A 13,182-nucleotide genomic window follows, 5' to 3' on the forward strand; every position below is an offset into this window, starting at 1 on the left:
CCATAGCCGATTGCGCCAGTGATGGCTTCAAGCCTCGGGATGCGACTCGATCAGGTCTTCTTCGCCACCAAAGCCGTGCATATAAAATGCCCATTGCAGGCCGATGACAGCACCCTTGACCGGCTGCAGCAGGACGACGGCTAGAATGATGGTCAATGGCACCCAGATTGCGATGTGCTGCCAGGTGGAGAGGGTCGAGGTCGCCTCGACACCCATGAAAGCGCCGAGCACGATGTGGCCGACGATGACCACCACAAGATAGGCCGGCAGATCGTCGGCGCGATGGTGATGGAGCTCGTCGTCGCAATGATCGCATTTGTCGACGGTCTTGACGAAGGCGCGAAACAGCTTTCCCTCGCCGCAATGCGGGCAGCGGCCAAGCATGCCGCGCTTCATTGCCGTCCATAGCGGCCGGGCGGTCCGGCCGGAGTGATGCTCGCCGCCGAAAACCAGTTCTTCCACCTGCAGTTCTTTTGGCATCACCGTCTCCTGCCGCGCGAGCCGGTACGCGATTGCGACGCCCGGGCGCGGCCTTTGGCCTTGTGGAACGACCGTTTGGAGCCGGGCAGCGGCTTTGGTTCGGTCAGCATCTCGAAACGCATCGCGCCGGCCATCGGCGCCACCTCGATCAGGCGAACCTCGACGCGGTCGGCAAGCTGATAGCCCTTGCCGGTGCGTTCTCCGAAAAGCGATCGGGCAGTTTCGTCGTATATATAGTAGTCGCCGCCCAGCGTTGAAACCGGAATGAAGCCATCCGCGCCGTACTGCGGCAATTGGACAAACAGTCCCGATTTGGTGACGCCCGAGATGCGGGCGTCGAAACGGTCGTCGATGCGCTCGGCGAGATAGGCGGCGATCAGCCGGTCGACCGTGTCTCTCTCGGCGGCCATCGCGCGGCGCTCGGTCGCCGAGATCAGTGCTGAGACCTCTTCCAGCCGTTCCGCCTCGTCCTGCGTCAGGCCGCCCGGACCAAGGCCGAGTGCGGCAATCAGCCCACGATGCACGATCAGGTCGGCATACCGGCGGATCGGCGAGGTGAAATGCGCGTAGCGCTTCAGGTTGAGGCCGAAATGGCCGATATTGGCAGGCGAATATTCGGCCTGGCTCTGCGAGCGCAGCACCACTTCGTTGACCAGTCCCTCATTGTCGGCGCCGCGCACGCGAGCGAGGATGCCGTTGAACTGGTTCGGCCGCATCTGCGCACCGCGCGCCAGCGACAGGCCGAGCGTCTGCAGGAATTCGCGCAGCGATTCCTGCTTGGCGAGCGAGGGCGCATCGTGGATGCGGTAGACCAGCGCCTGCCGCTTCGCCTCCAGCGTCTCGGCGGCGGCGACATTGGCCTGGATCATGAACTCTTCGATCAGCTTGTGCGCGTCGAGCCGCTCCGGCACGACGACCTTGTCGACGGTGCCGTCCTGCTTGAGCAGGATCTTGCGCTCCGGCAGATCGAGCTCGAGCGGCTGGCGCGTGTCGCGGCCGCGCTTCAGGATCGCGTAAGCGTCCCATAGCGGCCTCAGCACCGCATCGAGGATCGGGCCAGTCGTGTCGTCCGGTGCGCCGTCGATCGCCGCTTGCGCCTGCTGATACGCGAGTTTCGCCGCCGACTTCATCATGATGCGATGGAAGGAGTGCCTGAGTTTGTGGCCATCAGCCGAGAAAGTCATGCGCACCGCTATCGCCGGACGATCCTGGGCCTCGCGCAGCGAACAGAGGTCGTTCGAGATGCGCTCCGGCAGCATCGGCACGACACGATCGGGGAAATAGACCGAATTGCCGCGCTTCAGCGCTTCGCGGTCGAGCGCCGTGCCATAGCGCACATAGGCGGCGACATCGGCAATGGCGACGGTGACGATCACGCCGCCGGCGTTCGTCTCGTCGGTGTCGGGCATGGCGAACACCGCGTCGTCATGATCCTTGGCGTCGGCCGGATCGATGGTGAGCAGCGGCAGCTCGCGCCAATCCTCGCGGCCGGCAAGCGTCGCCGGCTTGACCGCCTCTGCCTCGGCGATGACGTCGGCGGGCAAAATATGCGGAATGTCGTGCGCGTGGATGGCGATCATCGAGACCGCCTTTTCGCTGGTCAAGGAGCCCAATACCGCCAGCACCTTGGCTCTCGGCAGCCCGTAACGGGAGGCCCGCGCCGGCTCGACCTCGACCAGGTCGCCATTCTTGGCGCCGTTCTGGAATTCCTTGTCGACGACCAGCTCCGGCTGGCGCCTTTCCACCGGCTCGATGCGGAACGTGCCGTCCTTCAGCACACGGAAAACGCCGAGAACCGCATCGGTGCGCTTCTCGAAGATCTTCATCACCCGGCCCGTATAGGCCGGGCCTGCCGGATCGTCGGTTGGAAAGGTCTTGGCCAAAACCCGGTCGCCGATGCCAGGCGTCGGGCCATTGCCGCCGCGCGACACGCGGATCGCTATGACCGGAGGTTCGCCATTGCCGATCGCTTCGGTCGGGTGCGCCAGCAGCACGCCGTCGGCGTCGCGGCTAAAGATGTCGAGCACCGCGACGTGGGGCAGGGCCCCGACGCGGGCAAGCCGCTTGCGCTCCTTGGTCAGCAGGCCTTCGTCCTGCAAATCGCGCAACATGTCCTTCAGCCAGATACGGTCTTCGCCGCGCAGCGCGAACGCCTTGGCGATGTCGCGTTTTCCGGCGCGGTCCGGATTTTCTGCGATGTAACGCAGTATCTCGTCACGCGAAGGCCGGTAATTGTCCCTGACCTTGGCACGGGTATCGGCGGTGCGCAGATCGCCGTGGCTTCTTCCGGAGACTTTGCGCGCCAACCCGTCCTATCCCTTTTTCCTGGCCGCCGGTTTTTTGGCCGCTGCCGCTTTCTTCACAGGCGCGGCCGCTTTGCGGAACGGCTTTCTGCCGCCATTGCCGCCCTTGGCTTCCTTTTCCGCAATCAGCGCCACCGCATCCTCGACCGTCACCGATTGCGGATCCTTGCCCTTCGGCAGCGTCGCGTTGACCTTGCCGAAATTCACATAAGGCCCGTATTTGCCGTCACGCACGACGATCTTGCCGCCGCCGGCAGGATGCTCGCCAAGCTCCTTCAGAGCAGCGGGCGTGCCCCCATTGCGGCCGCCCTTGCCTTTCAATTGCTTCTCGGCGATCACCGAGACGGCGCGATTGAGGCCGATCGAGAACACGTCCTCGATGCTGTCGAGATTGGCGTAGGTGCCGTCATGCAGCACGAACGGCCCGTAGCGCCCCAGCCCGGCCGAAATCATCTTGCCGGATTCCGGATGCTTGCCGACGTCGCGCGGCAGCGACAGCAGGGCGAGCGCCTTTTCGTGATCGATCGAATCGACAGTCCAGCCCTTGGGCAGGCTGGAGCGCTTGGCATCCTTGCCGTCGCCGCGCTGGATATAGGGGCCGAACCGGCCATTGCGCAGCGTGATCTCCTCGGCGGTATAGGGATCCTTGCCGAGCACCTTGGTGCCGTCTTCGCCGCTGCCGTTCTCGCCATTGGGATTGGCTGCGTCGCCGAGCTGGCGGGTGAAGGAGCATTCGGGATAGTTCGAGCAGCCGACGAAGGCGCCGAATTTGCCGAGCTTGAGCGACAGGTTGCCGGTGCCGCATTTCGGACATATGCGGGGGTTGGAGCCATCCTCGCGCGTGGGAAACACCAGCGGCGCCAGTTCCTCGTTCAACGCATCGAGGACGTCGGTGACGCGCAACTCCTTGATGTCGGCGACGGCGCCGGAAAAATCCTTCCAGAAATCGCGCAGCACATCCTTCCAGGCTAGCTTGCCGTCGGAGATTTCGTCGAGTTTCTCCTCGAGCGAAGCGGTGAAGTCGTACTCGACATAACGCTCGAAGAAGCTTTCGAGGAAAGCCGACAATAGCCGGCCCTTGGCCTGCGGCACCAGCTTGCGCTTGTCGATGGTGACGTAATCGCGATCCTCGAGCGTCTTCAGGATCGCCGTATAGGTCGACGGCCGGCCAATGCCCAGTTCTTCCAGCTTCTTGATCAGCGACGCCTCGGAATAGCGCGGCGGAGGCTCAGTGGTGTGCTGGGTGGCGTTGATCGCCTCGCGGGTGAGCTGCTCGCCGGCACGGATCTCGGGCAGGCGGCGGCTTTCCTCGTCTTCCGAATCTTCTTCCTTCTGCTCGATGTAAGCGGCTAGGAAGCCGTCGAAGCGAATGACCGAGCCGACAGCACGAAGCTCGGCGGTACGCGAACCGTTGATCGCCTCAATCTCGACCGTGGTGCGCTCGATCTCGGCCGGCTGCATCTGGCTGGCGATGGCGCGTTTCCAGATCATCTCGTAAAGCCGCGCCTGGTCGGCGTCGAGATACTGCCTGACGGAAGCCGGCGTGCGCATGAAATCGGTCGGACGGATCGCTTCGTGCGCCTCCTGGGCATTCTTGGCCTTGGCGGAATAGACGCGCGGCTTTTCAGGCAGGTATTTAGGGCCGAATTCCTTGGCAATCGCATCGCGTGCGGCAGAGATCGCCTCCGGCGCCATCTGCACGCCGTCGGTTCGCATATAGGTGATCAGGCCGGTGGTCTCGCCGCCGATCTCCATGCCCTCATAAAGCCGCTGCGCCACCTGCATGGTGCGGTTGGCCGAAAAGCCGAGACCCGATGAGGCTGCCTGCTGCAGCGTCGAGGTGGTGAAGGGCGGGCCGGGATTGCGCCTGGTCGGCTTGGCTTCGACCGACACTGCCTTGAAGCTGGCGCCTTCGAGCATCGCTTTGATGTCGTCGGCCTGCGCCTTGTTGGAAATGTCGAGCTTTTGCAGCTTCTTGCGCTCGAAGGCGGTCAGCCGCGCCTCGAAATTTTCCTTGCGCGGCGTGCCGAGGATGGCGGCGACCTGCCAGTATTCCTCGCGAATGAAGCGCTCGATCTCGGATTCGCGGTCGCAGACCAGACGCAGTGCCACCGACTGGACGCGGCCGGCCGAGCGGGCGCCGGGCAGCTTGCGCCACAGCACCGGCGACAGCGTGAAGCCGACCAGATAGTCGAGCGCGCGGCGGGCGAGATAGGCATCGACCAGCGGCGCATCGATCTGGCGCGGATTGGCCATCGCCTCCAGCACCGACGCCTTGGTGATGGCATTGAAGACGACGCGGCTGACCGGCTTGTCCTTCAACGCGCGCTTCTGTTTCAGCACTTCCAGGACATGCCAGGAGATCGCTTCGCCCTCACGGTCCGGATCGGTGGCGAGGATCAGCCCGTCGGCGTCCTTGACTGCCTTGGCGATATCGGCGAGACGCTTTCCAGACGCGGTGTCGACGGCCCAGGACATGGCAAAGTCCTCATCCGGGCGCACCGAGCCATCCTTGGCCGGTAGATCGCGGACATGGCCGAACGAGGCCAGAACCTTGTAGTTCTTGCCCAGGTACTTGTTAATTGTCTTCGCCTTGGCCGGCGATTCGACGACGACGACGTCCATACGGTCTCATATCAGTTGTGATGCGGCAGAAGAATTCCGCTGCGCGCGACGAAATCTCATTCAATGTGTCGCTCACATGGCCGCGCTTTTGCATCCGGTCAAGGCCAAGCAGTCAAAATGCGGCCCTGCACCGAATGCGCAACCCAACGGCGCGCCTTGCGATTTCCGCAATCCTGGACAAGGGAAATGGGCAGCCTATCGCTGGACAAACCCGGCAATTGATCCTGGAGAACGGGACAAACTCTCCCGCGGATATAAGAGAAACATCGAGCACGCGCCAGCCCTGCTTGAACAGACGCTGTGAACTGCGCAATATGCAGCCCGGCATTTGCTCAGACAGTCGCACGGAATTGCTGTGCTGAAAAGCTGGCCGCCGGGGTGGTTGGGTCAACGTCCCGGCGACCAGCCGTATTACCGCCTGTTACAGCGGGTCAGAGGCTCAAGGCTCAGTCGGCTTTGGCGATATGCCAGACGCCGCCGACGCCCTCGCCGGTGACATCGCCGGCCTTCTTGTCCTTGATGAACGTGTAGAGCGGCTTGCCTTCATAGGCCCACATCCTGGTGCCGTCGGTGCGGTCGACGATCGTCCATTCGCCCTCGGCCTTGGCGTTGGCGTCAGCTTTCAGTGGCGGCCAATTGGCGGCGCATTTGTCGTAGCAATTCGACTTGCCGGCCTCGTCCTTGTCATAGGTGTAGAGCGTCATGCCGCCGGCGTCGGTGTAGATCTTGGTGCCGCCGACTTCTGCTTCCTTCCACGCCTCGGCGGCGTAGGACACGACGGTGCCGAGCAAAAGCGCGGCCATGCCGATTGCGATCGTTTTCATGGACTTCTCCTTGGATGATTCGAAAAAGCGCGCGGAACAACGCGCTTCGTTTGATCAACGCTGCCTGGCGGCCCTTTCTTCCCGGGCTGTTTTCCATAGATCCAGGCGAGGGCGACGACTTGCTGGGGCCACGCGATGGTGATTGGCGGATGGCCGTTGTCGCGGCTATATGGCTGCGCAGTCATCGGGAGACGGAAATGGCATTGGACGTCGGCTATGTCAGCGCGATCGGGGCGGGAGCGATTTCGTTCCTGTCACCTTGCGTGCTGCCGTTGGTACCGCCCTATCTGTGCTACATGGCCGGCGTGTCGGTCGACGATTTCCGCGGCGAAGCCGGCATTGCGGCAAAGGCTGGCGCGCGAGGCGCGCTGGTTAATTCCTCCATCGCCTTCGTGCTCGGCTTCTCGACCGTCTTCGTCGCGCTGGGCGCCGGCGCCTCCACTATCGGCCATCTGCTACGGGTCTGGCAGGAGCCGCTGGCAATGGCGGCCGGAGTGCTGATCATCCTGATGGGGCTGAATTTCCTCGGCGTATTGCGCATCCCTTTGCTTTCACGCGAGGCGCGCTTCCAGTCACAAGGCAAGCCGGCCAGCCTGATCGCCGCTTACGTCATGGGCTTGGCCTTTGCCTTTGGCTGGACGCCCTGCATCGGCCCGGTGCTGGGGCCGATCCTGACGCTTGCCGGCGGCCGCGAGACGGTGGGCGAGGGCGCGCTGCTGCTTGCCGCCTACTCGCTCGGCCTCGGCATACCGTTCCTGGTCGCGGCGCTGTTTTCCGGCGCCTTCATGCGCTTTCTCGGGAAATTCCGCGTCCATCTCGGCCGCGTCGAAAAAGCCATTGGCGCGCTGCTGGTCGTGGCCGGCGTGTTTTTCCTGACCGGCGGCGTGCAGGCGGCGTCCTATTGGTTGCTCGAGAATTTTCCGGTGCTGGGGCAATTGGGATAGGTTTGCCGCCCGGCCGAGGCGCGAGGCCGTAACTGCGGCACAAGGTACCACAGCTACGTGGTCCGTTCAGCCTCCGAAATAGCTTGGCTGGTCGATATCGACGATGAGCCCGGGTCCGCTCGGCGCCCAGCCCAGCAGCGCGCGGGTTCGCTCGCTTGAAGTCGGGACATCCATCGCCGCGAACATCGTGAACCAGCCAAAATGATCGCCGGCCTCTTCGGCGGACTTGGCGACGACCGGCACGTTCAGGCGCCGGCCGATCACGCCAGCGATGTCCTTGAACGGCACGCCTTCTTCGGCGATCGCGTGATAGCGCCCGCCACCGGCGCCATGCTCGAGCGCAAGCCGGTAGATGCGGGCGGCATCGAACCGATGCACGGCGGGCCAGCGATTGAGCCCTTCGCCGACATAGGCCGACACGCCCTTCTTGCGAGCAAGGTCGATGAGGATCGGAACAAAGGCGTGGTCGCCCTGGCCATGGACCGACGGCGGAAGGCGGACAACCGACGCGCACACCCCGCGTGCCGCCAGCGCGGCGGCTGTCGCTTCGGAGGCGCGGGGATACGAAGCGGAAGCGGGGACAGGCGCATCTTCCTCCGTCGCGATACGGCCCCGCGCCTGGAGCGCGGTTCCGGAGGTGACGAGCAGGGAGCGCTCGGAGCCTTCGAGTGCACCGCCCATCGCCTCGATGGCGCGCCGGTCCATTTCGCAGTTTTGCGCGAACTTCGAAAAGTCGTGGTTGAACCCGGTGTGGATCACCGCATCGGCGGCTGCCGCACCCCTGCGCAGGTTCTCCAGGTCTTCGAGGTCGCCTCGATGCACCTCGGCTCCAGTCGCGGCAAGCGACTTGGCCGACGCCTCCGAGCGGGCGAGGCCGAGCACCTGATGGCCGGCACCGATGAGTTCTTGAACGACGGCAGAACCGACGAATCCGGTCGCTCCGGTAAGGAAAACACGCATCACGACTTCTCCTTGTTCATTTCTGACCACGACCATGTTCGCGGCCCGGTGGCGTCGTGATAGGCGCTTGAGAAAATACGATCTATGCGGTAAAGTCCGTATTATCTTCGCAATCGTCCGGAATGACCCATGGATCCCCTTTCAGATGTGCTCTCGCTGCTGAAGCCGCGAAACTATATGTCGGCCGGCTTCGATGCAGGTGGTGAATGGTCGATCCAGTTCCCCGACCAGCAGCAAAGCATCAAGACGGGAGCGGTGGTCTCGGGCCGGTGCTGGCTTTCGGTGGAGGGCGTTGCCGACGCAGTGCACCTTGAGACGGGGGACTGTTTCCTGCTGCCGAGCGGACGGCCTTTCCGCCTTGCAAGCGACATGGGCCTGGCGCCTGTTGAAGCCGTCAAGATTTTTCCGCCAGCGCGAGCCGGCGGTGTCGTGACCCACAATGGCGGCGGTGATTTCTTTCTGGTCAGCAGCCGCTTCGCGCTTGGCGGCAATCATGCCGGCATCCTGTTGCGGATGCTGCCAGCCATTGTGCATATCCGCAAAGAGTCGGACCAGTCTGCGCTGCGCTGGTCGGTGGAGCGGATGATGCAGGAGCTGCGCGAGCCACAACCGGGCGGCTTTCTGGTGATCCGGCACCTCGCCCACATGATGCTGGTTCAGGCGCTGCGGCTGCATCTTTCGGAAGGATTGAAAGGTTGCATCGGCTGGCTCTTTGCCCTGGCGGACAAACAGATGGGCGCGGCGATCAGCGCCATGCACGACGATCCGGCGCATGGCTGGACGTTACAGGAGCTGGCGGAACGGGCCGGCATGTCGCGATCGACCTTTGCGCTTAGATTCAAGGAGACGGTCGGCGCATCGCCCATGGACTATTTGACGCGCTGGCGAATGCTGCTGGCCGGCGACCGGCTGACGAATTCCAGCGATCCCGTCGCCCTCATCGCGCTGTCGCTCGGTTACGAATCCGAAAGCGCCTTCAGCACAGCCTTCAAGCGGGTCATGAACTGTTCGCCACGGCAATACGGTCGTGGCCGAGCCCCCGGCTTCGCATCACGCAACGAGGCGGAAGCCGCCTGAGCCGATCGGCTTGAGCGTCTCGCGGGTTGGAGGTTCCACCGTCTCACCGGAATTTAACCGCATTGGTGCAGCATGGCGCCGGTGCTACCAACGCTTCGATTCCAGACTCCTTTCAACGGTTGCTGTCCCCATGAGCCAGAGATCCTGCCTGTCCATCATCCTCGCTGCCGGTGAAGGCACGCGCATGAAGAGTGCGGTGCCGAAAGTGCTGCACACAATCGCCGGCCTGCCGATGGTTGCCCACGTCGTCAAGGCGGCTGAAGCCGCCGGCAGCGGTGATCTGGCGCTGGTGATCGGCCATGGCGCCGACGAGATGCGCAAGGCGGCACTCAAGTTCGCGCCGAAGGTCGAGACTTTTGTTCAGGAAAAGCGCCTCGGCACCGCGCACGCCGTGCTTGCCGCGCGGGCAGCGATATCAAGGGGTTATGATGACATCCTGGTGATGTTTGGCGACACGCCGTTAATCGATCCGGAAGCACTGGCGGCGGCGCGGCTGAAGCTGGCCGAAGGTGCGGCTGTCGTCGTGGTCGGCTTCCGTACGGAAAATCCTTCGGGCTACGGCCGGCTTATCGAAAAGGCCGGCAAGCTCGTCGCCATCCGCGAGGAGAAGGACTGTTCGGACGAGGAGAAGAAAATCACCTTCTGCAATGGCGGGCTGATGGCGGTCGCCGGCAGGCATGCGCTGAAGCTGCTCGATCAAGTCGGCAGCAAGAACGCCAAGGGCGAGTATTATCTCACCGACATCGTCGAGATCGCCGCTGCGCAAGGACTTGATGTCGTCGCCATCGAAGCCAGTTTCGAAAATGCCCTCGGCATCAACAACCGCGCCGAGCTTGCCCAGGCGGAAGGCATCTGGCAGGCGCGCCGGCGGCATGAAGCGATGCTTTCCGGCGTGACGCTGATTGCGCCAGAAACCGTGTTCTTCTCGCACGACACCGATATCGGCGCCGATACGATCATCGAGCCCAATGTCTGGTTCGGGCCGGGCGTGAAAATCGCCACGGGCGCCAAGATCCATGCCTTCAGCCATATCGAAGGCGCAACCATCGCGTCGAATTGCGATGTCGGGCCGTTCGCGCGGCTGCGGCCCGGGGCCGATCTGAGAAACAAAGCCAAGGTCGGCAATTTCTGCGAGGTAAAGCAAGCGATCGTCGAGGAGGGCGCCAAGGTCAACCACCTGACCTATATCGGCGATGCCCGCATCGGCGCAGGCGCCAATATCGGCGCCGGCACCATCACCTGCAATTATGACGGTTATTCGAAATTCTTCACCGATATCGGCGAGGGCGCCTTCATCGGCTCGAATTCCTCGCTGGTGGCGCCGGTGTCGATCGGCAAGGGCGGCTACATCGCCTCGGGCAGCGTCATCACCGAAAGCGTGCCCGACGATGCACTGGCCTTCGGCCGTGCCCGCCAGCGGACTCTGCCCGGCAAGGGCAAGGAGTTGCGCGAACGGTTCGCTTCGGCCGCGGCTGCCCACAAAAAAGGATAGCCTAACGGAACTCAGCGACAAGCTGGATTTCCCCAACGATTGCATCGTTGAAGGCGGACAGGTCTTCGGCCGGGATCCAGTATTCCAGATGCGCCCGGCTGCCGGCATGCTGGACGCTGTAACGGTCCAGAAAGCTGCGGCGCACCTCGAAACGGGTCACGAAACCTGATCCGCTCGCGGGCACATTCCAGTCTCGGGCGATCTGGGTGGCATAGGCCTCGCTCGTTACCGGATAGAAGATCGGCTGATCGGCAAGTCGAGGAGGAAAGGCGCGCATCCCTGAACTCTGGATCAACTCCAGTTCGCGTGGCCCAACCGGACGCCAAAGTGTCACCGTGTCAATTCGTTCGTTCATGGCCGCATCATGTCTTTGACTGATTTCAGGAGCCTTTGAGGCGAGATAGGATATATGAGCGGAGAAACTGAGCAATTGCAGTAACCGGATTGCAAGAGCGCTCTGTGATGGTGCATCTGTGCAGGATAGTCCGGCTGATACCGGACGAAATGGAATGTGATTTTTCGCGGTCGCCAGGCAGTCTCTAAATAGTGCCGGGTTTGAAGTCAGAGTCGGGGGAAGCGCCATGTGCGGTATCGTTGGAATAGTCGGTAACTCGCCGGTCGCGCCGCTTATCGTCGATGCGCTGAAAAGGCTCGAATATCGCGGCTATGATTCGGCCGGCGTCGCGACCATCGATCATGGCCATCTCGCCCGTCGCCGTGCCGAAGGCAAGCTGATCAATCTCGAGCGCCGGCTGAAGGACGAACCGCTCGGTGGCACGATCGGCATCGGCCACACGCGCTGGGCAACGCATGGCGTGCCGAACGAGACCAATGCGCATCCGCATTTTTCCGACGGGCTCGCCATCGTCCATAACGGCATTATCGAGAATTTCGCCGAATTGCGCGATGAGTTGATCCGCGACGGCTATACGTTTTCCTCGCAGACCGACACCGAGGTCGTCGCCCATCTGGTGGCGCGCGAACTGGCCAGGGGCCTGAAGCCGGTCGAGGCCGCGCATCAGGCGCTGAAGCGGCTGGAAGGCGCCTTTGCGCTGGCCATCATGTTTAAGGGCGACGAGGATCTGATCGTCGGCGCCCGCAATGGCCCGCCGCTGGCCGTCGGACATGGCGATGGCGAGATGTTCCTGGGCTCCGACGCCATCGCGCTTGCCCCGTTCACCAACTCGATCACCTATCTGGAAGACGGCGACTGGGCGGTAGTGCGCCGCAACGACGTTGCCATCTTCGACATGGACGGCAACAAGGTCGACCGCAAACGCCAGCAGTCGCTCAGCACGAGCTTCATGGTCGACAAGGGCAACCGGCGCCATTTCATGGAAAAGGAAATCCACGAACAGCCAGAAGTGATCTCGCACACGCTGGCACATTATGTGGATTTCGTCGGTGGCGTCTCGAAGCCGCTCGACCTGCCATTCGATTTCGCCAAGATCGACCGGCTGGCGATTTCGGCCTGTGGCACCGCTTATCTCGCCGGGTTGATCAGCAAATACTGGTTCGAGCGCTATGCGCGGCTGCCGGTCGACATCGATGTCGCCTCGGAGTTTCGCTACCGCGAGATGCCGCTGTCGAAGACCGATGCCGCCTTCTTTATCTCGCAATCGGGCGAGACGGCGGACACACTGGCGTCGCTGCGCTACTGCCGCAAGGCCGGCATGAAGATCGGTGTTGTGGTCAATGTGCGCGAATCGACCATGGCGCGCGAATCCGACGTCATCCTGCCGACACTGGCCGGCCCGGAGATCGGCGTCGCCTCGACCAAGGCGTTCACCTGCCAGCTCTCCGTGCTGGCTTCGCTGGCGGTGCGAGCTGGTATGGCGCGTGGGACCATTTCGCCCGAGCAGGAGAAGACACTGGTGCGCGCGCTATCCGAAGCGCCGCGTTACGCCAACCAGGTGCTGAAGCTCGATGGGCAGATCGAAAAGATCGCTCGCGACCTCTCGCACTACAAGAATGTACTTTACCTCGGCCGCGACACCAATTTTCCGCTGGCCATGGAAGGCGCGCTGAAGCTCAAGGAAATTTCCTATATCCACGCCGAAGGCTATGCCGCCGGCGAGCTGAAGCACGGGCCGATCGCACTGATCGATGAGAACATGCCTGTCATCGTCATCGCCCCGCACGACCGCATCTTCGAAAAGACGGTGTCGAACATGCAAGAGGTGGCGGCGCGCGGCGGCAAGATCATCCTGATCACCGACAGCAAGGGCGCTGCACACGCTACGGTGAAGACGATGGAGACGATCGTTTTGCCGGACGTGCCGGAAATCATCTCGCCGATCATCTACGCGCTGCCGATCCAGATGCTCGCCTATTTCACCGCCGTGTTCATGGGCACGGACGTCGACCAGCCTCGCAACCTGGCGAAATCGGTAACGGTGGAATAGGTCTCGTTTAAAAACTTCGCAATTCCAAAGCGCCTTCGGGTTCAGTAGTGTCGCGTTGCAAACACACGCTGC

11 protein-coding genes are annotated in these 13,182 nt (G+C 62.8%); 5 read left to right on the plus strand and 6 right to left on the minus strand.

Annotated features, from left to right (window positions below; translation table 11 throughout):
• Positions 1-27 precede the first annotated feature (27 nt).
• From NKI50_RS02510 to topA, 3 genes are read right to left on the minus strand one after another with little or no spacing between them, the layout of a single operon-like run.
• A complete protein-coding gene (locus NKI50_RS02510; RefSeq protein WP_031194322.1) occupies positions 28-480 on the minus strand; it encodes a DUF983 domain-containing protein in 453 nt (150 codons plus the stop codon).
• Positions 480-2,786, minus strand: a complete 2,307-nt coding sequence (gene rnr / locus NKI50_RS02515) for a ribonuclease R (RefSeq protein WP_023720103.1) — start codon at positions 2,784-2,786, stop codon at positions 480-482. The genes NKI50_RS02510 and rnr overlap by 1 nt, the downstream gene beginning before the upstream one ends.
• Before the next feature lie 6 nt (positions 2,787-2,792).
• The gene (gene topA / locus NKI50_RS02520) at positions 2,793-5,408 is read right to left on the minus strand and encodes a type I DNA topoisomerase (RefSeq protein WP_352642684.1); all 2,616 of its coding nucleotides are present in this window, start codon (positions 5,406-5,408) and stop codon (positions 2,793-2,795) included.
• Between the two features lie 76 nt (positions 5,409-5,484).
• Here topA and NKI50_RS02525 point away from each other — a divergent pair, with 76 nt between their 5' ends.
• Entirely contained in the window at positions 5,485-5,712 is a 228-nt protein-coding gene (locus NKI50_RS02525) for a hypothetical protein (protein WP_023720101.1), read from the plus strand.
• 142 nt (positions 5,713-5,854) lie between these two features.
• On the opposite strand, the gene NKI50_RS02530 is transcribed toward NKI50_RS02525, so the two are convergent.
• Positions 5,855-6,232, minus strand: coding sequence for a COG4315 family predicted lipoprotein (locus NKI50_RS02530; RefSeq protein WP_352482202.1), 378 nt, complete (start codon positions 6,230-6,232; stop codon positions 5,855-5,857).
• A 197-nt stretch (positions 6,233-6,429) separates the two neighbouring features.
• Between NKI50_RS02530 and NKI50_RS02535 the strand changes: the two genes are divergently transcribed.
• On the plus strand, positions 6,430-7,176 hold the full coding sequence (locus tag NKI50_RS02535; RefSeq protein WP_023720100.1) for a cytochrome c biogenesis CcdA family protein: 747 nt from the start codon (positions 6,430-6,432) through the stop codon (positions 7,174-7,176).
• Positions 7,177-7,242: 66 nt separating this feature from the next.
• Here NKI50_RS02535 and NKI50_RS02540 read toward each other — a convergent pair whose 3' ends face one another.
• On the minus strand, positions 7,243-8,136 hold the full coding sequence (locus NKI50_RS02540; RefSeq protein ID WP_352715275.1) for an SDR family oxidoreductase: 894 nt from the start codon (positions 8,134-8,136) through the stop codon (positions 7,243-7,245).
• A 129-nt stretch (positions 8,137-8,265) separates the two neighbouring features.
• On the opposite strand from NKI50_RS02540, the gene NKI50_RS02545 reads away from it, so the two are divergent.
• Together NKI50_RS02545 and glmU are read left to right on the plus strand one after the other, a co-directional pair.
• Positions 8,266-9,213 carry an AraC family transcriptional regulator gene (locus NKI50_RS02545; RefSeq protein WP_352642686.1) on the plus strand — a complete coding sequence of 316 codons (948 nt, stop codon included), beginning with the start codon at positions 8,266-8,268 and terminating at the stop codon, positions 9,211-9,213.
• Between the two features lie 130 nt (positions 9,214-9,343).
• Positions 9,344-10,705, plus strand: coding sequence for a bifunctional UDP-N-acetylglucosamine diphosphorylase/glucosamine-1-phosphate N-acetyltransferase GlmU (glmU, locus tag NKI50_RS02550; protein ID WP_352482206.1), 1,362 nt, complete (start codon positions 9,344-9,346; stop codon positions 10,703-10,705).
• A 1-nt stretch (position 10,706) separates the two neighbouring features.
• Here glmU and NKI50_RS02555 read toward each other — a convergent pair whose 3' ends face one another.
• Positions 10,707-11,060, minus strand: coding sequence for a hypothetical protein (locus NKI50_RS02555; RefSeq protein ID WP_031194321.1), 354 nt, complete (start codon positions 11,058-11,060; stop codon positions 10,707-10,709).
• Between the two features lie 226 nt (positions 11,061-11,286).
• Between NKI50_RS02555 and glmS the strand changes: the two genes are divergently transcribed.
• Positions 11,287-13,110 (plus strand): glutamine--fructose-6-phosphate transaminase (isomerizing), encoded by a 1,824-nt coding sequence (gene glmS / locus NKI50_RS02560; protein ID WP_023720095.1) that lies wholly within the window; start codon positions 11,287-11,289, stop codon positions 13,108-13,110.
• Positions 13,111-13,182 lie beyond the last annotated feature (72 nt).

Source organism: Mesorhizobium sp. M0563 (assembly GCF_040321065.1).
Classification (GTDB): Bacteria; Pseudomonadota; Alphaproteobacteria; order Rhizobiales; family Rhizobiaceae; genus Mesorhizobium.